The organism is Bacillus sp. PS237 (assembly GCF_037963345.1).
Lineage (GTDB): Bacteria > Bacillota > Bacilli > Bacillales > Bacillaceae > Bacillus > Bacillus subtilis.
On record NZ_CP150156.1, the window covers coordinates 2,372,624 to 2,394,829 of the forward strand.

The 22,206-nt window shown below is 45.1% G+C and carries 22 protein-coding genes; 5 read left to right on the forward strand and 17 right to left on the reverse strand.

All coding sequences use genetic code 11. The features are described 5' to 3' along the window. Positions 1–101: 101 nt before the first annotated feature. Positions 102–830, forward strand: coding sequence for a DUF2071 domain-containing protein (locus tag NST22_RS12120; RefSeq protein WP_004399111.1), 729 nt, complete (start codon positions 102–104; stop codon positions 828–830). A gap of 40 nt (positions 831–870) precedes the next feature. On the opposite strand, the gene NST22_RS12125 is transcribed toward NST22_RS12120, so the two are convergent. From NST22_RS12125 to mce, 3 genes are read right to left on the reverse strand one after another with little or no spacing between them, the layout of a single operon-like run. Further along, entirely contained in the window at positions 871–1,986 is a 1,116-nt protein-coding gene (locus tag NST22_RS12125) for a tripeptidase T (RefSeq protein WP_003230352.1), read from the reverse strand. 17 nt (positions 1,987–2,003) lie between these two features. Beyond that, positions 2,004–3,527, reverse strand: coding sequence for an acyl-CoA carboxylase subunit beta (locus NST22_RS12130; protein ID WP_010886564.1), 1,524 nt, complete (start codon positions 3,525–3,527; stop codon positions 2,004–2,006). Then, entirely contained in the window at positions 3,520–3,942 is a 423-nt protein-coding gene (gene mce, locus NST22_RS12135; RefSeq protein ID WP_004399095.1) for a methylmalonyl-CoA epimerase, read from the reverse strand. Before mce ends, NST22_RS12130 begins: the two co-directional genes overlap by 8 nt. A gap of 89 nt (positions 3,943–4,031) precedes the next feature. Between mce and prli42 the strand changes: the two genes are divergently transcribed. Next, on the forward strand, positions 4,032–4,124 hold the full coding sequence (prli42, locus tag NST22_RS12140; RefSeq protein WP_003226489.1) for a stressosome-associated protein Prli42: 93 nt from the start codon (positions 4,032–4,034) through the stop codon (positions 4,122–4,124). 19 nt (positions 4,125–4,143) lie between these two features. On the opposite strand, the gene NST22_RS12145 is transcribed toward prli42, so the two are convergent. From NST22_RS12145 to brxB, 6 genes are all read right to left on the reverse strand, one after another. Further along, the gene (locus NST22_RS12145; RefSeq protein WP_004398604.1) at positions 4,144–4,674 is read right to left on the reverse strand and encodes a L,D-transpeptidase; all 531 of its coding nucleotides are present in this window, start codon (positions 4,672–4,674) and stop codon (positions 4,144–4,146) included. A 51-nt stretch (positions 4,675–4,725) separates the two neighbouring features. Continuing rightward, positions 4,726–5,694 (reverse strand): aromatic acid exporter family protein, encoded by a 969-nt coding sequence (locus NST22_RS12150; protein WP_003246146.1) that lies wholly within the window; start codon positions 5,692–5,694, stop codon positions 4,726–4,728. A 70-nt stretch (positions 5,695–5,764) separates the two neighbouring features. Next, positions 5,765–6,487, reverse strand: a complete 723-nt coding sequence (artR, locus tag NST22_RS12155; RefSeq protein WP_004398740.1) for an arginine ABC transporter ATP-binding protein ArtR — start codon at positions 6,485–6,487, stop codon at positions 5,765–5,767. After that, positions 6,480–7,139 (reverse strand): arginine ABC transporter permease ArtQ, encoded by a 660-nt coding sequence (gene artQ / locus NST22_RS12160; protein WP_003230340.1) that lies wholly within the window; start codon positions 7,137–7,139, stop codon positions 6,480–6,482. Before artQ ends, artR begins: the two co-directional genes overlap by 8 nt. Positions 7,140–7,219: 80 nt before the next feature. Then, positions 7,220–7,987 (reverse strand): arginine ABC transporter substrate-binding protein ArtP, encoded by a 768-nt coding sequence (artP, locus tag NST22_RS12165; RefSeq protein ID WP_004398706.1) that lies wholly within the window; start codon positions 7,985–7,987, stop codon positions 7,220–7,222. A 267-nt stretch (positions 7,988–8,254) separates the two neighbouring features. Beyond that, the gene (gene brxB / locus NST22_RS12170; RefSeq protein ID WP_003226477.1) at positions 8,255–8,692 is read right to left on the reverse strand and encodes a bacilliredoxin BrxB; all 438 of its coding nucleotides are present in this window, start codon (positions 8,690–8,692) and stop codon (positions 8,255–8,257) included. A gap of 160 nt (positions 8,693–8,852) precedes the next feature. On the opposite strand from brxB, the gene NST22_RS12175 reads away from it, so the two are divergent. The 3 genes from NST22_RS12175 (at position 8,853) to bmrR (ending at position 11,925) form a co-directional block, all read left to right on the forward strand. Then, positions 8,853–9,746: a diacylglycerol kinase family lipid kinase gene (locus NST22_RS12175; protein ID WP_003230330.1), complete on the forward strand. Its 894-nt coding sequence runs from the start codon at positions 8,853–8,855 to the stop codon at positions 9,744–9,746. 100 nt (positions 9,747–9,846) lie between these two features. Continuing rightward, on the forward strand, positions 9,847–11,016 hold the full coding sequence (bmr, locus tag NST22_RS12180; RefSeq protein ID WP_003230328.1) for a multidrug efflux MFS transporter Bmr: 1,170 nt from the start codon (positions 9,847–9,849) through the stop codon (positions 11,014–11,016). Between the two features lie 72 nt (positions 11,017–11,088). Beyond that, positions 11,089–11,925, forward strand: coding sequence for a multidrug efflux transcriptional regulator BmrR (gene bmrR / locus NST22_RS12185; protein WP_003230325.1), 837 nt, complete (start codon positions 11,089–11,091; stop codon positions 11,923–11,925). Positions 11,926–11,986: 61 nt separating this feature from the next. Here bmrR and bfmBB read toward each other — a convergent pair whose 3' ends face one another. From bfmBB to NST22_RS12225, 8 genes are all read right to left on the reverse strand, one after another. Then, positions 11,987–13,261: a branched-chain alpha-keto dehydrogenase complex dihydrolipoyllysine-residue (2-methylpropanoyl)transferase gene (gene bfmBB / locus NST22_RS12190; RefSeq protein ID WP_003230323.1), complete on the reverse strand. Its 1,275-nt coding sequence runs from the start codon at positions 13,259–13,261 to the stop codon at positions 11,987–11,989. A gap of 22 nt (positions 13,262–13,283) precedes the next feature. Continuing rightward, the gene (bfmBAB, locus tag NST22_RS12195; protein ID WP_004398638.1) at positions 13,284–14,267 is read right to left on the reverse strand and encodes a 3-methyl-2-oxobutanoate dehydrogenase subunit beta; all 984 of its coding nucleotides are present in this window, start codon (positions 14,265–14,267) and stop codon (positions 13,284–13,286) included. 13 nt (positions 14,268–14,280) lie between these two features. Next, on the reverse strand, positions 14,281–15,273 hold the full coding sequence (gene bfmBAA, locus NST22_RS12200; protein ID WP_004398565.1) for a 3-methyl-2-oxobutanoate dehydrogenase subunit alpha: 993 nt from the start codon (positions 15,271–15,273) through the stop codon (positions 14,281–14,283). 21 nt (positions 15,274–15,294) lie between these two features. Beyond that, positions 15,295–16,719: a dihydrolipoyl dehydrogenase gene (gene lpdA, locus NST22_RS12205; protein ID WP_003230317.1), complete on the reverse strand. Its 1,425-nt coding sequence runs from the start codon at positions 16,717–16,719 to the stop codon at positions 15,295–15,297. Between the two features lie 20 nt (positions 16,720–16,739). Then, on the reverse strand, positions 16,740–17,831 hold the full coding sequence (gene buk, locus NST22_RS12210; RefSeq protein ID WP_003230311.1) for a butyrate kinase: 1,092 nt from the start codon (positions 17,829–17,831) through the stop codon (positions 16,740–16,742). Positions 17,832–17,849: 18 nt separating this feature from the next. Next, on the reverse strand, positions 17,850–18,944 hold the full coding sequence (bcd, locus tag NST22_RS12215) for a branched-chain amino acid dehydrogenase (RefSeq protein ID WP_003230309.1): 1,095 nt from the start codon (positions 18,942–18,944) through the stop codon (positions 17,850–17,852). Positions 18,945–18,955: 11 nt separating this feature from the next. After that, entirely contained in the window at positions 18,956–19,855 is a 900-nt protein-coding gene (gene yqiS / locus NST22_RS12220) for a phosphate butyryltransferase (protein ID WP_004398694.1), read from the reverse strand. Between the two features lie 124 nt (positions 19,856–19,979). Next, complete coding sequence (locus NST22_RS12225; RefSeq protein WP_004398669.1) at positions 19,980–22,058, reverse strand: sigma-54-dependent Fis family transcriptional regulator; 2,079 nt, start codon at positions 22,056–22,058, stop codon at positions 19,980–19,982. Positions 22,059–22,206 lie beyond the last annotated feature (148 nt).

Sequence of the window (22,206 nt, forward strand, 5' to 3'; positions counted from 1 at the left end):
GGCTGAAGCAGAAATGGCCATCCTAAAAAATAGCCGTATCGTTTAAAAAGAAGGAAATCGGGAATACCTTTACTCACCTCCAACCGAAAGGAGCCTATACGTTGACGGAACGCTTTCAGCAAAAAAATATTTCTGTACCTGATGGAATCTGGATCATGAGACAAACCTGGAATGATGTCTTATTTGCTCACTGGCCTGTTGATGTTTCTATCCTTCGCGCTTTGGTACCGTCCGTTTTAGAATTAGATACATATAACGGGCAAGCTTGGATCAGCATGCTTCCCTTTATGCTCACGAACCTGAGGGCGCGTTATCTCCCTGTCATTCCCGGTGCGCGTGCATTTCCTGAGCTTAACCTCCGCACCTATGTCACGTATAAAGGCAAGCCCGGCATTTATTTTTTTAGCTTAGATGCCGATCATCGTCTGGCGGTCCTTGGCGCTCGCACATTCTTTCATCTGCCTTATTTTTACGCGGATATGAAGTCCGAAAAAAACGGTGATGCCATTGACTATGTCAGCAAGCGGAAAAATGACAAAGAAGCAGCATTCCACGCCGCATACCGGCCAATTTCAGCGCCTTTTACAGCAGAAAAGGATTCGCTCGATTACTGGCTGACAGAACGATACAGGCTCTACACCACTTATCGCAATAAGCTCTATTACGAAGACATCCATCATCATCCGTGGCTGCTGCAAAACGCCGAAGCAGAAATTTCAGTCAATACGGTGACTGATGCTCACGGTATTACATTGCCGGAGTCAGACCCCTTGCTTCATTATGCTAAAAAACAGGATGTGTTATTTTGGCCGCTTAGGAAATGGAGCTAAAAAAACCCGATGCGGGAAATCGCACTCGGGTTTTCTTTTTTTATTTTGCCGCCTCTTCAATAATGGCAACAACCATTTCTGCCGTTTTAACGAGCTCTTCGATCGGCATTTTTTCATTTTTTGTATGGATTTGCTCATAACCGACAGCAAGATTGACCGTCGGGATGCCATGACCAGCGATTACGTTCGCGTCGCTTCCGCCGCCGCTCGTTTGCAGCTCGCTTGGACGTCCGATTTTAGCAGCCGCTTTTTTCGCGATTTCAACAACTTGGTCGCCGTCTTGATATTTAAAGCCCGGATACATAACCTCAATTTCGACTTCTGCGCGTCCGCCCATATCAGCAGCTGCCTCTTCAAAAGCAGCTTTCATTTTTTGAACCTGAGCTTCCATTTTCTCAGGAACTAAAGAGCGCGCTTCAGCAAGAATATGAACTTCGTCGCACACAATGTTTGTTTGTGTGCCGCCTTCAAACCGGCCGATATTAGCTGTTGTTTCTTCATCGATACGGCCCAATGGCATTTTTGAGATGGCTTTGCTAGCGATTGTAATCGCTGAAATGCCTTTTTCAGGTTCAACCCCGGCGTGAGCGGTTTTCCCGAAAATTGCCGCTCTTACCTTCGCCTGTGTCGGCGCGGCCACAATGATATTTCCGACTTTTCCGTCTGAATCAAGAGCATAGCCGTAGGATGCAGTGATCATAGAACGGTCAAGCGCCTTCGCTCCGATCAGACCCGATTCTTCCCCTACTGTGATGATGAATTCAATCGTGCCGTGTTCAATATTTTCTTCTTTCAGCACCTTAATCGCCTCAAACATTGCAGCCAATCCCGCTTTATCATCAGCACCTAAAATCGTCGTGCCGTCAGTTTTGACGTAACCGTTCTCTACAACTGGTTTTACGCCGTTTCCGGGTACAACTGTGTCCATATGAGATGTAAAATAGATCGTATCTGTTTGTTTTGTCCCTTTTAGCGTGCAAATCAGGTTACCGGCTCCGTGGCCCGTGATATCCATTGTATCGTCTTCTTTAACGTCCACACCTAAATCAGAAAATTTTCGTTTCAGCACTTTGCAGATTTCAGCTTCGTGCTTTGTTTCTGAGTCAATTTGGACAAGCTCTAAAAATTCTTCCAGCAGGCGTTTTTCATTCACCATTTGTAAGTCCCTCCATATTAAAGCGGTATGTTACCGTGCTTTTTTTTCGGTCTCTCTTCTGTCTTATGTGTAAGCATATGAAAAGCTTGAATCAGTCTTCCCCTTGATTCTTCCGGCAAAATGATGTCATCGACCATTCCACAAGCGGCCGCTTTGTATGGGCCGGCGTTTTGCTTTTTGTATTCAGCAGTTTTTTCGCGTTTCGTCTTTTGCGGGTCAGCTGAAGCTTTGATTTCCTTTTCATACAAAATCGATGCCGCACCTTCTGGACCCATCACTGCGATTTCAGCATTCGGCCATGCAAACACAAGGTCCGCTCCGATCGCTTTGCTGTTCATGGCCACATAGGCGCCGCCGTACGCTTTTCTAATGATGAGTGTGACTTTTGGGACAGTCGCTTCAGCATAAGCAAACAATAATTTTGCTCCATGCCTGATGATTCCGTTGTGCTCTTGCTGAATACCCGGCAGAAACCCCGGGACATCTTCGACAGTCAACAGCGGGATATCAAATGCGTCACAAAAACGGATGAACCTTGCTGCTTTATCAGCAGCGTCAATCGTCAGGCTTCCCGCCAGATGCTTCGGCTGGCTCGCCACGATGCCGATTGCTTTTTCACCCAGCCTTGCAAACCCAATGACAATGTTCTTCGCAAAAAATGGCTGAATCTCAAAAAAAGACTGCGGGTCAGCCAGCTCCCTAATCACCTTCCGAACATCATAAGGCTTTGTCGTATCAGCAGGGACAAGACGGTTTAATAACGGTCTGGACGCCTCTTTCTCTGGCTTCGGCTCTGTTGTCCGGCCATTCAGCGGCAAATAAGACAGTAGTTTTCTCACCCCTGTCAGAACCTCCTTCTCCGTATGCCCGGAAAAGTGGGCGTTTCCGCTGACGGCATTATGTATCCCCGCTCCGCCTAAGCTCTCCGCATCAACCTGTTCCCCTGTCACTTTTTCAATCACCTTCGGGCCGGTAATAAACATCCGGCCAGTCTGTTCAGCCATAAATATAAAATCTGTGAGTGCCGGAGAATATACAGCGCCTCCAGCGCACGGCCCTAAAATAACCGATATTTGCGGAATGACTCCGGAATATAAGACGTTTCGGTAAAATATGTGACCGTATCCATCTAATGATAACACACCCTCTTGAATTCTCGCACCACCTGAGTCATTCAGCCCGATAATCGGCGCCTTATTTTTTGCTGCCAGATCCATCAAAGCGCAGATTTTCCTGGCATGGGTTTCGCCAAGCGCCCCTCCGTACACTGTGAAGTCTTGCGCAAATACATAAACTGAGCGACCGTCAATTGTGCCGTACCCTGTCACGACCCCATCCCCTAACATGCGCTGTTCTCTTGTTAACACTTGACTTTCCATGAAGGGGTGTAATTCGATAAAGCTGTCCTGATCTAGAAGAAATATGATCCTTTCCCGAGCAGTGAGCTTGCCCTTTTGCCGCTGCTGAGCCAGCTTTTCCCGTCCTCCGCCTTCTTCTGCCTGCTTGCGTTTCGTGTAAAAATGATCCATGTGCTCATTCATGCTCATTGTGTTGGTCTCCTTTCGGTTCACAAAGCTCTACAAGAACACCGTTTGTTTCCCGAGGGGAAATAAACGCGATCTTTTTCCCGTTCGCTCCCTGTCTTGGAAACCTGTCAATCAATTGAACATGCTGATCAGACAATGCTTGAAGCTGTTCAGATAGGCAGTTGCACAAAAACGCAATATGATGCAGTCCCTGCCCTTTCTTCTCCAAAAATAAATGGACGGGGCTGTCAGCTGTCAACGGCTCTATCAGCTCAAGTTTGACGCTACCAGCTTGAAAAAAAGCAACATTCACCTTTTGCTCTTCAACCGTTTCTTGATGAAGAAATGCAAGCCCCAATACATTTTCATAAAAGCTTCTTGCATCTTTTATCGAAAAAACGGCTATCCCGATATGGTCAAGCCTGTTCATTTTCATCCCTGCTTTCGCTAATAGATATCGCTTGTCCGCCCATTCAAAACACGCTAAAATATAGACAGATTGTTTAAGGAGTGAAAATCATGTCTCAAAAACTGATGAAAAGCGTTTTGATCGTGATTTTGGGAGTTTTTATTCTTTCAACTGTACTCTCAGGAATCGTCATGTTTCTATAACGATAAAAAAGCAGGCGCCTTATTCAATGGGAATATCCTGCTTTTTTATCAGAGCTTTATGCTCGATGGCAATCTCCTCAAAAGAGCGGTTGTCGTCCGTGATCAGCACTCTCGTTCCTACTGGTATCGTTTGAAACAAATGAACAACCTCATCGTTATGCATACGTATACAGCCGTTAGACACAAATTTTCCTACTGATTCCTCTCGGTTTGTCCCATGAATTCCATAAATCCGCCCGTCCGTTCCTTTCGCGTCAAATCCGATCCATCTTGCCCCAAGCGGGTTATCAGGAGATCCCCCTTCAATATTTTTCTTTCTGTAGTAAGGATTTTCCGCTTTTACCGTTACCGAAAACTCTCCTTCAGGCGTCAAATCATCTGTTTTTCCAGTCGCCACACTATACACGCCTTCTACTTTGTTGTCGAGGATAACAGCAAGTTCATTTGTTCGCTTGTTGACAATAACATACGGATCACCCGGCAGCGGATTTTCGCCGAGCGGCCAAATCGGTGAAATCATCATGAAAATCGAACATAAGAAAAAACGCATAAGCTCCTCCTTTTTCATTAGGTTGACCAATGAAGGAAGAGCTCATGCGAATCATCCGAGTGATTTTTGCGCTTTTATTCCTTTAAAATAACTTTTAATCACTAAATATTGTTCCATTTCGCCGAGAAGATGGAAGAGAGCGGCCCTCGCTTCAAATTCCTCTCTAGTCGCAGGAAGCGGCATCTCCTCAAATTCTTTTCTCATGTCAGCAAGTCTTTTCAGAAATTTGTATGCTGTATTCCCAGGGTGTATCGCCTCCCGCAAATCATGAATAAATTCAGCGATCATTTTTCCCTGATCTACCGTGATGGAGATCGATGTCACTTTAGGGAGAAGGCGTTCGATAATTTCAAATTGCTTTTCTCTCATTTTAAAATAATGATAATGCAGATTTTCATAACGCAAAATGTGGTTTTGCACATCTCGATATGCCAGGTTTTTAGCCTCCGTAATGAGCTGGTGCGTTTCCGGAATTTCTTTTCCTGACCAATCTTGCTCACCAGTTAACAAATACCGTTCGATTTCTGCAAAAATGACAGCAAAGTTATCCTCTATCTTTTTGCGGTAGGCAATCAGTTTCCGGTCAAGACTAGGCATATACAAGTTCATCAATAGAGCGACGCCGATGCCAACCGTAATCAGCTGAACTTCATTCCAGATGAAAGTAGGCGTAATGCCGCCGGACATGTATAAATGAAGGATAATAACAGAACTGGTGACGATACCCTCGTTAATTTTTAACAGAACCGTTATCGGAATGAATATCAAAAGAAGCGCTCCGATCACAAACGGGTGGTAGCCAATAAGCTCGAAAAAGAGATAAGAAAAAGCAATTGCCAGACAGCATGCCGAAAAGCGGGCCCATGAGGCCTGAAGCGACCGTTTTTGTGTGATTTGTATGCACAAAATGGTGATGATTCCTGCTGATGCGAAGTTTTGCAAATGCAATAACTGGCTTATATAAATAGCCAAAGCTGTTCCAAGCGCGGTCTTTATTGTGCGGTAACCAATTTTAAACATGTCGGACTCCATTTCTATTTGTTTCTTCAATAAAAAAGAAGAGGCGGCCAGCCTTCTTCTTTTTTATATTCTATAATATTTTCTCTAAAAAGTCCTGCGCTCTTTTGGATTTTGGCGACATAAAAAATTCCTTCGGATTGCCGTCTTCGACAATCATTCCTTGGTCCATAAACAGCACACGGTCTGCCACTTCTTTTGCGAAGCCCATTTCATGTGTGACAATCACCATGGTCATGCCGGTTTCGACCAGCTCTTTCATCACCTGTAGCACTTCTTTGACCATCTCTGGATCAAGGGCGGAGGTCGGCTCGTCAAACAGCATGATGTCCGGATTCATCGCAAGAGCCCTGGCAATCGCGACACGCTGTTTTTGTCCGCCAGACAAACGGTTTGGATAGTCATTTCGCTTTTCAAACAAACCGACTTTGCGGAGCAGGTCCTCAGCTTTCTCCTGTGCAGCCTGTTTTGATTCTTTTTTTACATTGACAGGCGCGTACATGATGTTTTCGAGAACCGTTTTGTGCGGAAAGAGATGAAAATGCTGAAAAACCATCCCGATGTTTTCCCGGACCTTTAATGTGTTGGTTTTCGGCTTCGTAATCTCTGTGTCTTTTATTGTAATGGTTCCGCCGTTAGGCTTTTCCAACAGGTTTAAACAGCGTAAGAACGTTGATTTGCCTGAGCCTGAAGGACCGATCACGGCAACAACCTCACCCTCAGCGATTGTTGTTGAAATGTTTTTTAATACTTCGTGTTTCCCAAATGATTTTGACAGCTTTTCAACCTTAATCATTGGATTTCAGCTTCCTTTCTACAGCCTTGCCGATAAACGTTAAAATCAGGACAAGCACATAATAAATCAATCCCGCGATAATGAGCGGCTCAAGGTAATTGTAAGTGGCGGCGCCAGCTTGATATGCGCGTCTCATGACATCACCAAGCCCGATGACGGTGACGATCGCCGATTCTTTTGTTAACGTAATTAATTCATTCACAATTGCAGGTGATATATTTTTGAAGGCCTGCGGCAGCAGCAGATCCTTCATCATTTTTCCATACGGGACACCGAGTGCAACAGCAGCTTCTTTTTGCCCTTTATCAATGGCATTGATTCCGGCTCTGATAATTTCCGATACATAAGCGGCGGAATTCAAAGACAATGCGACAACCGCAGCCCAAAACTGGTCAATTTGAAATCCGAGCAGCTGAGGAAGGCCAAAATAGACAATCATAAGCTGCAGCACTAAAGGCGTGCCTCGGAACACTGATGTATAAAAATCAGCGATCCAGATAAACGGGCGGAATGTGCTGATCTTGCATAAGCTTAGCACAATACCGAGTATAAGTCCGATAATAGCAGATACAACAACAATTTTTAATGTAATTGCCAAGCCTTCTAATATAAAAGGAATTTGGGGGATCGTTGCTGAAAAATCCAAATTCATAGCCTTTGTCTCCTTTTCTTACAGGAAAAAAGTTTCCTATTCAATAAAAAGGCTCAACGAAAAAGTTGAGCCGCTTTTTTTTACTTCTCGCCAGTGAACCATTTTTTCTTCAATTTCTCAAGCTCTCCGTTATCTTCCATTTCCTTGAGCGCTTTATTGAATTTGTCTGTCAGTTCACTGTCCTTTCTGAAAGCAATTGCTGAACCGGCTTCTTCCGCTTTCGCATCAGGAATCACAAAGCCTTGCAGGTCATCATTTGATTTGAAATACCCTTCTGCAACAATGTCTTCAATAATCGCGGCATCGAAGCGGTCAGATTTGATTTCCTGCACCAAATCAGAAATTCTGTTGCGGTCTTCTGTTTTAAAACCATATTCCGGAGAAAGCTCTTTCCCCTTCTCTTCCTGAATAGAGCCAAGCTGAACGCCAACTGTTTTTCCTTTCAGGTCTTTCAAAGATTGAATGCCGCTGTCTTTTTTGCTGACAATCATATGGTTCGCTGTGTAATACACATCGGAAAAATCAACTTGTTTTTTACGCTCAGGCGTTGGTGTCATTCCTGACAGAACGAGATCCACCTGTTTTGATTTAAGCGCTGTAATTAAGCTGTTGAAGTCCATATCCTGCACTTCAATTTCATAGCCTGCCTTCTTTGCCAGAGCTTTTGCCAGCTCTACATCAAAGCCGACAATATTATCTCCTTCTTTATATTCAAACGGTTTGTAATCCGCCGAAGTACCCATAATTAATTTTTTCTTTCCGCTTTCTGAACCTGAATTGCTTGAGCCGCACGCAGTTAATGCAAAGGTGATGCAAGCAGCCACAAGTAATAAGAGCCATTTTTTCATGATCCATTTCCCCCGTATTCATTACTTTTGGTGTATTTGAATATTTATTCGTTAATTTGTATTTTAAACAGTTTCTCATTTTTATGCAATACTATTTTTAAAAATTATCTTTAGGCTTATCTTTCCAGTGATCTCTTCTGATATTACTAGATAAAAATTAAATCGCTGTACAATCCGATTGAATAATCCCTTAATATTTATTCATATATCCTTGGAAATTTATGCACAAAAAAACCCGGGCTGCTTTGAGCATCCGGGTTGTTCGTCTTATACTTCTTCACAATATTCTTCAAAGGCTTCCTGCAGCTTTGCCACTACAGCCATCGGCTCATGGCCTTCAATTTCATGACGCTCTACCATTTTCATGATCTTTCCGTCTTTCAAAATCGCAAAGGACGGAGAAGATGGTGGATAACCTTCAAAATAGTCACGCGCACGCGCTGTCGCTTCTTTATCCTGTCCGGCAAAAACGGTGACGAGCTGATCAGGTCTTTTATCATAGTGAACGGAATGGTAGGCTGCCGGTCTTGCAATTCCTCCGGCGCATCCGCAAACAGAGTTTACCATGACGAGCGTCGTTCCTTTTTTCGTAAGTGCCTCATCCACCTCTTCGGCTGTTTTAAGCTCGGTGTATCCGGCAGCTGTTATTTCTTGTCTCGCTTGGCGGACAATATCATTCATAAATAAATTAAAGTCCATGTTCAATGAAGACCTCTCCTTTTTCATCATCTGTTCTTATGATAGCAAGGAAACGTCCATATCGGCAAATGACTTTGCTTCGCCGTGCACTTTTTTTGCTCTTCGTTTACTGCTTACAGAAAAAGGGGATTATATAACCAGAAGTAAAATAAAGGAGCAGTTGTATATGAGCCACCGGAAAGCGTTACTGATTCATAACGGAAATGCCGGCAACAAAAATATAGAAAAAGCACTTGGTGCTGTGGTGCCGGTTTTATCTCACCATTTAGATGAGGTGATTATTAAACAGACAAAGAAAAAGGATGATGCGTATCATTTTTGCCGATCCATTGATGATTCTGTCGACACCGTCTTCATTCTCGGCGGCGACGGCACGATCCATCAATGCATAAATGCTATCAGCGCTCTAGAAAGAAAACCCGCTGTCGGAATTTTGCCCGGCGGCACGTGCAACGACTTTTCAAGAGTGCTTGGCATCCCTCAAAATCTTGCAAAGGCCGCGGAAGCACTTATGGCGGGAAAAAAAACCAGCGTAGACGTATGTCAGATGAATGACCGTTATTTTTTGAATTTCTGGGGGATCGGCTTAATTGCAGAAACGTCGAATCAAATCAACGAAACGGAAAAAGCATTATTGGGAAAAATCAGCTATTTTACAAGTGCCTTGCGAACCGTCTCATCTGCTGCATCGTTTCCGATGACATTAAAAATTGATGGAGAAGAAATTAAAGAAGAAGCCGTTATGCTGCTTGTGATGAATGGCCAATACATTGGAACGAATCGAATTCCTCTGCCCGATGCCAGTATTGAAGACGGCTTACTTGATGTTCTCATATGCCGCAATACCAACCTCACCGCGCTGCGGGAGCTGATGAGCATGGAACAAGGCTCAATTGATCGTTTTACTGGAGAGTTGTCCTATGTCCAGGCTTCCCGTATCGAGATTGAAACAGACACTGCCAAAAAGGCGGATATGGATGGAGAAGTTTATACACATACACCCGCAGTCATTCAGGTCCTGCCACAGCATATCGACATGCTTGTTCCCGCAAATGAATAACTGTCATAAGGCTTTAGAAAGATTTTGCAAATCCGTTGACTCTCCCCTAGGAGGAGGTCTTACAGTATAAGGGATACACACTTGAAAAAGGGGAAGTCATATGGAGAAGAAAAATATTACCTTAACTATATTATTAACCAATTTATTTATTGCTTTTTTGGGGATCGGGCTTGTGATTCCAGTAACGCCGACCATTATGAATGAATTGCATTTATCGGGGACCGCGGTCGGCTATATGGTTGCCTGCTTCGCTATTACACAGCTCATTGTCTCACCAATAGCCGGACGATGGGTTGATCGCTTCGGGCGCAAGATCATGATCGTAATCGGCCTGTTGTTCTTTAGTGTGTCGGAGTTTTTGTTCGGCATTGGAAAAACAGTTGAGATGTTATTTATCTCCCGTATGCTGGGCGGTATCAGCGCAGCCTTCATTATGCCCGGGGTCACGGCTTTTATTGCAGATATCACGACCATTAAAACACGGCCAAAAGCGCTCGGTTATATGTCAGCCGCTATTTCAACAGGATTTATTATCGGCCCCGGCATCGGGGGATTTTTAGCAGAAGTCCATTCCCGGCTGCCTTTTTTCTTTGCGGCAGCTTTTGCACTGTTAGCAGCCATTTTATCAATCCTCACGCTGCGCGAGCCGGAACGAAACCCTGAAAATCAGGAAATAAAAGGACAGAAGACAGGCTTTAAACGAATTTTTGCCCCCATGTATTTCATAGCTTTTCTCATTATCTTAATTTCGTCTTTTGGTTTAGCATCATTTGAATCTTTATTTGCATTATTCGTGGATCATAAATTCGGATTTACGGCCAGCGACATTGCCATTATGATTACAGGAGGAGCGATTGTTGGCGCCATTACGCAAGTCGTCTTATTCGACCGCTTCACAAGATGGTTTGGCGAAATTCATTTAATTCGGTACAGCTTAATTCTCTCGACGAGTCTGGTATTCTTGCTGACAACGGTACATTCATATGTTGCGATTCTGCTGGTGACAGTCACCGTATTTGTCGGATTTGATCTCATGCGGCCTGCGGTAACGACTTACCTGTCAAAGATTGCGGGAAATGAACAGGGGTTTGCCGGCGGTATGAATTCAATGTTTACAAGTATCGGCAATGTATTCGGGCCTATTATCGGCGGAATGCTGTTCGATATAGATGTAAACTATCCTTTCTACTTTGCAACGGTCACCTTAGCCATAGGGATTGCACTGACCATTGCTTGGAAAGCGCCTGCACATCTTAAAGCCAGCACGTGATAAGAAGCGCATTCTTTGTGTACTGCAAAGAATGCGCTTCTTCTTTATACTGATGATAGAAGGAGTGATGGCATGAAGGAATCGTATTACTCAATTGGGGAAGTATCAAAACTGGCAAACGTGTCGATAAAAGCGCTCCGTTATTACGATAAAATTGATTTATTTAAACCAGCCTACGTCGACCCGGATACCAGCTACCGCTATTATACAGATTCTCAGCTCATTCATCTGGATTTGATCAAATCATTGAAATATATCGGCACACCTTTAGAAGAGATGAAAAAAGCACAGGACTTAGAGATGGAAGAACTGTTTGCTTTTTATACAGAGCAGGAGAGGCAAATCAGGGAGAAATTAGACTTTTTATCAGCCCTGGAGCAAACCATTTCATTGGTGAAAAAGCGGATGAAACGGCAGATGGAATATCCCGCGCTCGGTGAGGTGTTTGTTTTAGATGAAGAAGAAATACGGATCATTCAGACAGAGGCAGAAGGAATCGGGCCTGAAAACGTGCTCAACGCCTCCTACAGCAAATTAAAAAAATTTATCGAGTCAGCAGATGGATTTACGAACAATAGCTACGGCGCTACTTTCTCTTTTCAGCCCTACACCAGCATTGATGAAATGACTTACCGTCATATTTTCACACCTGTATTGACGAATAAACAGATTTCATCAATTACGCCGGATATGGAAATCACAACGATCCCTAAAGGGAGGTATGCGTGTATCGCGTATAATTTTTCGCCTGAACATTATTTTCTCAACTTACAGAAGCTTATCAAATATATCGCGGACCGCCAATTAACAGTTGTCAGTGATGTATACGAGTTAATCATACCGATTCATTACTCCCCGAAAAAACAAGAAGAATATCGAGTCGAAATGAAAATACGGATCGCTGAATAATAAAGCATAGAAAAAGAGCATTTTTTGAAACAAAACTTCAAAAAATGCTCTTTTTGCTTATTTAGTAAACAGATGTCTTCTCGTCAATCGATTCTAAAATTTGTTTCACTCGTCCGAGGAATCGTCCGCACACGAGACCGTCAAGCACTCTGTGATCTAATGACAGGCACAGATTAACCATGTCTCTGACAGCAATCATGCCATTGTCCATGACAACCGGGCGTTTGACGATGGATTCTACTTGAAGAATCGCAGCCTGAGGGTAGTTGATAATGCCCATCGACTGAACAGACCCGAACGAACCTGTGTTGTTGACGGTAAACGTGCCTCCCTGCATGTCATCTGCAGTGAGTTTTCCGTCTCTTACTTTTTTAGCTAGGCCGGTAATGTCTTTCGCAATGCCTTTAATTGTTTTTTCATCAGCGTTTTTAATCACCGGAACAAATAAAGAATCCTCTGTGGCAACTGCAATTGAAATATTGATATCCTTTTTCTGAATAATTTTGTCCCCCGCCCACATGCTATTCATTTGCGGGAATTCTTTTAACGCCTGAGCGACCGCTTTTACAAAAAAGGCGAAGAACGTTAAATTAAAGCCTTCTGTCTTCTTAAAAGAATCTTTTATACTGTTGCGATATGCAACCATATTTGTGACGTCGACTTCCATCATCGTCCAAGCATGCGGAATTTCTGTTTTGCTTCGCTTCATATTGGAAGCAATTGCTTTTCTTACACCTGTGACAGGGATTTCTTTATCACCGGCTGCAGACGCAGGATATGACGTCTCTTCTTTTGGCTCAGGTTTTGATGCAGACTTCGGTGCAGGAGCTGCTGTTTTCAGCTCCTCAGGATTCTGTTCTTGCACGCCGCCTGTTTCAATTAAGCGCTGAATATCTTTTCGTGTGATGCGCCCGCCGGCACCAGTTCCTGTCACTTGATCGAGGTCAATGCCGTGCTCTCCGGCCAAACGGAGAACAGCTGGCGAGTAGCGCTTTTTATTGGGCTGATCGGCTGCTCCAGCACTTTTTGCAACAGGGTTCTCAGCGGCTTCTGATGCTGCTGGCTGTTCTTGTTTTTGTTCAGCCGGATTCGCGCCTTCTGTTTCAATTTTGCAAATCATTTCTCCGACTTGCAGGGTTTGGCCTTCTTCTCCCACAAGCTCTGTTATCGTACCAGTAAAAGAAGACGGAACCTCTGCATTTACCTTATCTGTCATGACTTCCGCGATCGGATCGTATTTGTTCACTTTATCACCGGGGGCGACAAGCCATTTGCTGATCGTCCCCTCTGTTACGCTTTCTCCAAGCTGCGGCATCGTCATTTGTTCAATTGCCATGATTGTATCCTCCCTTACGTCTTTAAAACTCCGCTAATTCTCTCATCGCCGCTTCCACTTTATCAGGGTTGACCATAAAGTATTTTTCCATTGTCGGCGCATAAGGCATAGCCGGAATATCAGGACCTGCAAGCCGTTTGATCGGCGCGTCTAAGTCGAACAGACAATGCTCGGATATAATTGCGGCTACTTCGCTCATGATGCTGCCTTCTTTTGTATCTTCTGTGACCAAAAGAACCTTTCCAGTTTTGGACGCAGCTTCGATGATGGCTTCTTTATCAAGCGGGTAAACTGTTCTTAAATCCACCACATGCGCTGAAATGCCATCTTTTTCGAGACGTTCTGCAGCTTGTAAGGCGAAGTGGACACACAGGCCGTATGTGATCACTGTGATGTCGTCGCCTTCCCTTTTTACGTCCGCCTTGCCGATTGGCAGGACATAATCATCAGCCGGAACCTCGCCCTTTATCAGACGGTATGCCCGCTTGTGCTCAAAAAACAGCACGGGGTCTTCGTCACGAACTGCGGCTTTTAAGAGCCCTTTCGCGTCATATGGTGTTGATGGCATGACAATTTTCAGTCCGGGCTGGTTGGCGAAAATTGCTTCGACTGATTGAGAATGATACAGGGCTCCGTGCACGCCTCCGCCGTATGGCGCTCTGACGACAATCGGACAGCTCCAGTCATTGTTGCTGCGGTAGCGGATTTTAGCCGCTTCAGAAATAATTTGGTTGACTGCCGGCATAATGAAATCAGCAAACTGCATTTCAGCAATCGGTCTCATTCCGTACATTGCCGCTCCGATACCGACTCCTGCGATTGCAGATTCAGCAAGCGGCGTATCCATAACGCGCTCTTCCCCAAATTGTTCATAGAGTCCCGCTGTCGCTTTAAACACACCGCCTTTTCTTCCTACATCTTCCCCAAGGACGAAAACGCGAGAATCTCGTTCCATTTCTTCTTTCATCGCCAAATTGATTGCATCAATATATGACATTACTGACATTTGTTCTTCCTCCCTACTTCGCATAAACATAATCAAGCGCTGACTCAGGAGCTGCATATGGGGCGTTCTCCGCTTCATCCGTCGCTTCATTTACGATTGCCATAATTTCATCCAGCATGGTTTGTTCTATCTCATCGGACAGCAGGCCTGTTTCCTTTAAGTAAGCTTGATAAGTAAGCAGGGGATCACTTTTTTTCGCTTCCTCTACTTCTTCACGGCCTCTGTAGCTGCTGTCATCGTCATCACTGGAATGTGGTGTAAGGCGGTAAGAAATCGTTTCAATTAATGTCGGGCCTTCTCCTCTGCGTGCCCTTTCGCGTGCTTCTTTAACCGCTTGATAAACTTCCAGCGGATCATTTCCATTCACAGTTACGCCAGGCATCCCATAGCCTATGGCACGGTCGGAAATGTTCTCACATGCGACTTGCTTATCGTAAGGCACTGAGATTGCGTATTTGTTGTTTTCACACATGAAAATAACCGGCAGCTTATGGACAGCGGCAAAGTTTGCCCCTTCATGGAAATCGCCTTGGTTTGAAGACCCTTCCCCGAATGTAACAAAGGCTGCGATATCCTTTTTCTCCATACGTCCCGCAAGCGCAATACCGACTGCGTGCGGCACTTGCGTTGTAACCGGAGATGATCCCGTCACAATGCGGTTTTTCTTTTGTCCGAAATGTCCCGGCATCTGGCGGCCTCCTGAGTTCGGATCTGCTGCTTTTGCAAACCCGGACATCATTAAGTCCTTTGCTGTCATGCCAAACGCGAGCACGACACCCATGTCTCTGTAGTACGGCAATACATAATCCATTTCACGGTCAAGTGCGAAAGCCGCTCCTACCTGTGCTGCTTCCTGTCCTTGACAAGAGATTACAAATGGAATTTTGCCAGAACGGTTTAACAGCCACATTCTTTCATCGATTTTTCTTGCTAACAGCATGGTTCTATACATATCAACGGCTTCCTGATCAGTCAGCCCTAGTGCTTGATGTCGGTTTGTACTCATTCAAGCCCCTCCTTTATGCTTTTAAAAATGAATGGCTTTGCCATCTGCGGCAAGCGCAGCTTCTCCAATTGCTTCAGAAAGCGTTGGATGCGGGTGAATCGTTTGCCCGACCTCCCACGGTGTTGCGTCCAGCACTTTGGCAAGACCCGCTTCAGAAATCATGTCGGTGACATGCGGGCCAATCATATGAACGCCGAGAATATCATCTGTATCTCGGTCAGCCACGATTTTGACAAAACCGTCGCTTTCACCGTATACAAGCGCTTTTCCAATCGCCATAAATGGGAACTTGCCGATTTTGACATTATGCCCGTTCGCCTTTGCTTCGTCTTCGGTTAAGCCGACACTGGCAGCTTCAGGGCTTGAGTAAATGCACTTCGGCACAAGCGTCGGATCAAGCGGATGCGGATTGAGACCTGCAAAATGCTCAACAGCAATAATTCCCTCATGTGAAGCAACGTGAGCTAACTGCAGGCCACCGATTACGTCTCCGATTGCATAAATATGAGATTCCTTCGTTTGGCAGCTTTCATTGACTGAAATCATGCCATTTTCAGTAACAATATCGGTGTTCTCTAGGCCGATGCCTTCGATATTTGCCTGTCTGCCGATGGAAACAAGCATTTTCTCAGCAGAATAGGTAACGGTTTCTCCGTCTTTTTCCGCTTGTATGCTGATATCGTCTGATGTTTTTGTCATTGTGTCAGGCAGCACTTTTGCCCCTGTTATGAACTGGATGCCTTTTTTCTTAAGAAGACTTTCCATTTCTTTTGAAATCTCTAGATCTTCAGTCGGCAATATGCGATCCGCGTATTCAATAACCGTTACCTTAACGCCAAAATCATGAAGCATAGACGCCCATTCGATACCGATAACCCCTCCGCCGACAATGATGATTGACTGTGGCAGCTCCTCCATTTGGAGCGCCTCATCTGAAGTCAGTACAGACTTACCGTCCACTTCAAGACCCGGAAGCATTCTCGGTCTTGATCCTGTTGCAATGATCACTTGTTTCGGGATCAGCATGTCATTTTCTTCGCCATTTCCCCGCTCAACAGAAATTGTTCCCGGCAGCGGAGAGAAGATTGACGGTCCAAGGATACGTCCATATCCGGTGTACACGTCAATTTTTCCTTTTTTCATTAAATGATTTACACCCGCTGCAAGCTTATCAACAACGGCTTGCTTACGCTGCTGCACTTTTTCAAAGTTGAGGGACACGCCAGCCGTTTCCACTCCGAATTGATCGGCTTCACGAGCTGTCCGGTATACCTCTGCGCTTCTAAGCAGCGCTTTACTCGGGATACAGCCTTTATGCAGACATGTTCCCCCGAGTTTTTCCTTTTCCACAACGGCTGTTTTTAAGCCGAGCTGAGCGGCTCTGATGGCCGCAACATAACCGCCGGTACCGCCGCCCAGAATGACTACGTCATACTCAGTTGCCATGGTGACTCACTCCTGTCTGTCTATTCAATACGATATTGTTTGGATTGCTCTTCGCCCTGCAATACTCTTAGCGCCCCTTGGGCAAGAGACTGCAGTTCATTTTCACCCGGATAAACTAAAACGTCTGAAATCCAATCTATGTATGATCTGATAGCAGAAACAAAGCTTTTTCCGTACGCAAGGCCTCCCGTCAGCACAATCGCTTCAACTTCGCCTTTTAACGCCGCGCTGGCTGCCCCGATTTCCTTTGCTACCTGATATGCCATGGCATCATAAATGAAGCGGGCTTTTTCATCGCCCCCTTGAATCATCTGTTCCACTTTTACTGCATCATTTGTACCGAGATAGCCTAAAAGTCCGCCGGTGCCAACAAGCTTTTTCATGATTTCTTCTTTTGTATATTCCCCTGAAAAACATAGATCAACAAGATCTCCCGCAGGCACTGTTCCTGCTCGTTCAGGACTGAATGGTCCCTCGCCGTGCAGGCCGTTATTGACATCCACCACTCGCCCGCGGTCATGGACGCCAATTGTAATACCTCCGCCCATATGGGTAATAATCATTTTCATGTTCTCATATCGTTTGCCAAGGGAGGCTGCCGCTTTACGAGCGACAGCTTTTTGGTTTAACGCATGGAAAATGCTTTTCCTTTCAATTTCAGGCATGCCTGAAACTTTCGCAAGCACTGACATTTCGTCTACGACAACAGGGTCGACGATATACGAAGGGATATTCAGGCCGTCAGCGATTTCCCGCGCGATAATGCCGCCGAGATTAGAAGCATGCTGACCGGCGTAGCCGCTTTTCAAATCCTCAATCATCTCATCATTCACTACGTAGGTCCCGCCTTCAATTGGCCGGAGAAGGCCGCCTCTTGCGCAGACTGCATCAAACTTTGAAATATTGATTCCCTGTTCATGAAGCGTTTCGAGAATATGGTTTTTACGAAATTCATACTGATCAATAATTCGGTCAAATCGCTGCAGCTCTTCTATGTTGTGTCTCAATGTTTTTTCAAAAATGCTTCTTTCGTTATGAAAAACACCGATTTTCGTTGAAGTTGAGCCTGGATTAATTGTGAGAATGCGTTTTTCGTCATGTAGCACTTTCATAACCTCCAGATCAATTTCTTAACGTCTGCTTAATACACTGTGGCCGTTTTGCAAAAACTGGCTTCTTGAGCGGCGCATGCGTTCAATCCGTTCCTCTGCTAAGCGGTCAGCCGCTAAATATGCAGGAATGCCGTCACGCTGAGAAATCTCAAGTACACGCTCGATATTGCCGTAAATGCCTTCAACTTTTTTCAATGCACGTTCTGCATTATAGCCGTAAAGCTCATCTGCCACGTTGATGACACCGCCCGCGTTAATCACGTAATCCGGTGCATAAACGATGCCCATTTCGTGAATTTGATCACCATGGCGTGTCTCTTTTAATTGGTTGTTAGCCGCACCTGCGATCACTTTCGCCTTCAGCTGTTTAATGGTGTCGTCGTTAATAGTCGCACCAAGGGCACACGGCGCATAAATATCGCAGTCTTGTGAATAAATGTCATCAGGATCTACCGCACGGGCGCCAAAATCTTCAACTGCACGCTGTACAGATTGTTTGTTGATATCCGTAACGATTAAGTTTGCTCCTTCTTCATGCAGGTGGCGGCAAAGGTTATAGGCTACGTTCCCAACACCCTGTACAGCAATGGTTTTTCCTTCAAGAGAGTCGGTTCCGAAAGCAGCTTTAGCTGCTGCCTTCATTCCTCTGTACACCCCGTACGCTGTGACTGGGGACGGATTTCCAGAAGAGCCGAAAGCAGGAGAAATCCCTGTGACATAGTCTGTCTCATCATGAATGATATCCATATCCTCGACCGTTGTGCCCACATCTTCAGCCGTGATGTATCTGCCATTCAGTCCTTGAATATAGCGGCCAAACGCGCGGAACATTTCCTCATTTTTGTCTTTGCGCGGATCGCCGATAATGACTGTTTTTCCGCCGCCAAGGTTTAAGCCTGCCGCCGCGTTCTTATAGGTCATGCCTCTTGCCAATCTGAGCGCATCTTCAATTGCCGCTTCTTCATTTTCATATGTCCACATTCTCGTTCCGCCAAGCGCCGGACCAAGCGTTGTATCATGAATGGCGATAATCGCTTTTAATCCAGATTGTTCATCCTGGCAGAATACCAATTGTTCGTAATCGTATTTCTCCATATATTTAAAAAGTTCCATGTTCGTTCCTCCTAATGTGTGTATTCTTCAGATGCGCATATTGCCAGCGCAATGGAATACAGTTTATTTTCAGCAGAGTCCGCTCTGCTTGTTAAAGCAATCGGTGCTTTTGCTCCTGTAATGACAGCCGCCACGCTGGCCTTGGCAAAATAAATCAGTGATTTATATAAAATATTGCCGGCCTCAATTGTTGGGACGAGAAGGATATCTGCGTTGCCCGCTACGTCTCCCGAAATTTTTTTCTGGGCCGCGGCAATTTGTGAAACTGCGTTATCCAAAGCAAGCGGTCCATCAACAATGCAGCCTTTGATCTGGCCCCTTTTGTACATTTGAGCTAGAGCAGCTGCATTCACGGTCGCTTCCATTTTAGGGTTCACCGTTTCGACCGCTGCAAGGGCAGCTGCTTTTGGCATATTGTTCCCCACTGCATGGGCCACATGAACGGCATTTTGCAAAATCTGCCGGAGCTCTTCCAGCGAAGGAGCAATATTCATTGCCGAATCTGTCACAAACATCAGCCGGTCAAAATCCGGTATATCGAAGACAGCCACGTGAGAAAGGACACTTGCTGACCGAAGCCCCTCCTGTCTGTTCAATACCGCTTTAAGCAAAACAGAAGTCGGCACATTGCCTTTCATTAAAACGTCCGCTGTTTTATGATGCACAGCACGAACCGCTAATTTCGCCGATTCCTCAGGAGTATTGGCATGGACGATTTCCACTTGATGCCCTTGCATGGATGATGTCAGCTCGTTCAGTTTTTTGCTGTCGCCCGTTAACAAGAAACGGGCGGATAGGTGCTCGGCTGCCAGCTTTACAGCCCGGATCACTTCCTCATCCTCAGCATGAGCAACCGCAATGGTCTTATTTTTGTGTATCGACGCTTTGCCGATTAAATCTTTCAGCTTCATCTGTTACCACCTTTCTTGTTTCGACTCCGCCTTTTATTATGCAAGTTCCATGCCAGCTCTTAAGGGTGCTGTCATACCAGGTATACCGAAACATTCGTGCAGATGTTTGCGTTTATTCTGCAAATTATTGCATGCCTTCATTTGCAAGGCCATATTTATCCATTTTGTAATATAAATTCCGAATGCTGACACCGAGAGCTTTTGCTGTTTTTGTCCGGTTAAAATGATGCTTTTCAAGCGTTTGCTGGATCAAATGCGCTTCAAATTTTTCTACTGCGACAGACAGCTTTTCGCCTTCAATATCCGGAAAATCAAAACCTGTTCCCTGATCTGTGTCATTTTCTTTTTGCTCAAGTTCGAATACAGGCAAGTGATCTTTTTCAATCCATTCCATATGCGGATTCAGAAAAATCATGGCTCGTCCAAGGACATTTTCAAGCTCCCGGACATTCCCAGGCCAATGGTAGGCAGATAAGGCGCGCAAGGCTTGCTGTGAGAGCCCTTTTACATTCCTGCCGTAATCCCGGTTGATCTTTTGGATAAGTCTGACGCTCAATGCTTCAATGTCCTCCAACCGCTGCCGCAAAGGCGGGATGGAGATCGGATAGCGATTGATCCGGTAATACAGGTCTTCCCGGAATGTTCCGTCCGCCATCGCCTTTTCAATATTTACATTTGTCGCCGCGATCACTCTGACGTTGACAGGGATCGCTTTCGTGCCGCCCACTCTGACGATTTCCTTTTCTTGAAGGACGCGTAGCAATTTGGCCTGCATATTTTGTGTCAGCTCACCGATTTCATCTAAGAAAATACTGCCGTTATTTGCTTCCTCAAATAAACCCTTTTTACCGCCGCGCTTCGCTCCTGAAAACGCACCATCCTCATAGCCGAACAATTCTGATTCGAGCAGGTTTTCAGAAAGGGCTGCACAATTCACGCGAATAAATTTATTGTATTTCCGGTCACTTTCGTTATGGATGGCATGGGCGAACAGTTCTTTTCCTGTTCCTGATTCCCCGCGCAGCAAGATGGTTGCCGGTGTTTTCGCACCGAGCTTCGCCTGCTCAAGCGCAACCAGCATTTGCTCGCTTTTGCCGATAATGTCGTCAAACGTGTATTTCGCTTCAAGCGTGCGAATAATTTGTCTGGCGCGATTAAGCTCCGCTGTCAGCATTTTAATTTCGGAAACATCGTGAATCACGCCGACGCTGCCTTTCAAAATCCCGTCCACAATCACCGGTGCTACATTAACGATCACTTCTTTTTCATTCGGGCCGACCTTCATTCTGACACCGCGGACAGGACGTCTTGTTTCAAGCACCTTTAAATGCATGCTTTCGCCTTCGGAAATATCAGTGTTTGCAGGCTTGCCGATGACTTCTTTTTCAGAAAGCCCCGTCATTTTCGTATACGCTTTATTGATTAGCAGGCCGATGCCGTTTTCATCAACGACAGAAATCGCCTCATCGGAGGATTGAATAATTGCCTCCAGCATCGTACGGACCTGCTTTAAGTTGGTCACTTCCTCTGCCAGCTCGACCGCATCAGTGATATCTTTAAACACACAAAGAGCCCCGAGCAGACGTCCGCCTTCATCAATAATCGGCAGTCTTGTGGTCACAATTTGCAAATGATCGCCTAACAGCTGCTTCTGGTTGTATTCAGGCACTCTTGTTTTTAAAATCCGCGGCATCTTAGTGCTCGGAATCACTTCTTTTATTGGGCGCCCAATGACTTCCTCACGTTTTTTTCCGACCATTTTTTCGGCCATATGGTTAAAGAGAATGATTTCTTCATTGATATCAATAAAAATCATTCCATCATGGGTGGAATTAAAAATTCTGTCATATTTATAGGTTTGCTCTTTTAGCATTTGAATCAGGTGCTGCTTTTCTTCCATCAGCTGAAAAACGATGTATGCCATTTTTCCCGGCATGACAATGGTATCTTCATGCTTTCTTTGAAGGAGCTCGTCAAACACGGCTTGATCGCCGGTAGTATGAATGACGATATCCGGTTTTTGTTGTATGTAAGGTTTCCAATCAGATGATACGGCAATCCCATACTGTTCTGCTTCTTTCAATCCCGGCGCCTCGGGGTCTTTGTCAACTACGGCAATGATATCTATGATGGCTGTTTTAATCAGAATATGTAATAACGCCGTTCCCCTTTTGCCGGCACCTACTATCAGTACCTTTTGCATCCCGATACCCCTTTGTATGAAAAAATTTGCACACCTATTTATTCCGTTGCAATAATTTGCACAACCCTATGTTACCACGTTTTCTTCTCTTGACAAAATATTTTTTCCGCTGGACAATAAAGGAAATGAAAAGATAAAGGGGTTTTCT

Coding starts and splice junctions, on each gene's coding strand:
- NST22_RS12125 (WP_003230352.1), bottom strand. CDS start 1,986: ATGGTGAATGAAAAACGCCTGCTGGAAGAATTTTTAGAGCTTGTCCAA.
- NST22_RS12130 (WP_010886564.1), bottom strand. CDS start 3,527: ATGAATGAGCACATGGATCATTTTTACACGAAACGCAAGCAGGCAGAA.
- mce (WP_004399095.1), bottom strand. CDS start 3,942: ATGAACAGGCTTGACCATATCGGGATAGCCGTTTTTTCGATAAAAGAT.
- prli42 (WP_003226489.1), top strand. CDS start 4,032: ATGTCTCAAAAACTGATGAAAAGCGTTTTGATCGTGATTTTGGGAGTT.
- NST22_RS12145 (WP_004398604.1), bottom strand. CDS start 4,674: ATGCGTTTTTTCTTATGTTCGATTTTCATGATGATTTCACCGATTTGG.
- NST22_RS12150 (WP_003246146.1), bottom strand. CDS start 5,694: ATGTTTAAAATTGGTTACCGCACAATAAAGACCGCGCTTGGAACAGCT.
- artR (WP_004398740.1), bottom strand. CDS start 6,487: ATGATTAAGGTTGAAAAGCTGTCAAAATCATTTGGGAAACACGAAGTA.
- artQ (WP_003230340.1), bottom strand. CDS start 7,139: ATGAATTTGGATTTTTCAGCAACGATCCCCCAAATTCCTTTTATATTA.
- artP (WP_004398706.1), bottom strand. CDS start 7,987: ATGAAAAAATGGCTCTTATTACTTGTGGCTGCTTGCATCACCTTTGCA.
- NST22_RS12175 (WP_003230330.1), top strand. CDS start 8,853: ATGAGCCACCGGAAAGCGTTACTGATTCATAACGGAAATGCCGGCAAC.
- bmr (WP_003230328.1), top strand. CDS start 9,847: ATGGAGAAGAAAAATATTACCTTAACTATATTATTAACCAATTTATTT.
- bmrR (WP_003230325.1), top strand. CDS start 11,089: ATGAAGGAATCGTATTACTCAATTGGGGAAGTATCAAAACTGGCAAAC.
- bfmBB (WP_003230323.1), bottom strand. CDS start 13,261: ATGGCAATTGAACAAATGACGATGCCGCAGCTTGGAGAAAGCGTAACA.
- bfmBAB (WP_004398638.1), bottom strand. CDS start 14,267: ATGTCAGTAATGTCATATATTGATGCAATCAATTTGGCGATGAAAGAA.
- bfmBAA (WP_004398565.1), bottom strand. CDS start 15,273: ATGAGTACAAACCGACATCAAGCACTAGGGCTGACTGATCAGGAAGCC.
- lpdA (WP_003230317.1), bottom strand. CDS start 16,719: ATGGCAACTGAGTATGACGTAGTCATTCTGGGCGGCGGTACCGGCGGT.
- buk (WP_003230311.1), bottom strand. CDS start 17,831: ATGAAAGTGCTACATGACGAAAAACGCATTCTCACAATTAATCCAGGC.
- bcd (WP_003230309.1), bottom strand. CDS start 18,944: ATGGAACTTTTTAAATATATGGAGAAATACGATTACGAACAATTGGTA.
- yqiS (WP_004398694.1), bottom strand. CDS start 19,855: ATGAAGCTGAAAGATTTAATCGGCAAAGCGTCGATACACAAAAATAAG.
- NST22_RS12225 (WP_004398669.1), bottom strand. CDS start 22,058: ATGCAAAAGGTACTGATAGTAGGTGCCGGCAAAAGGGGAACGGCGTTA.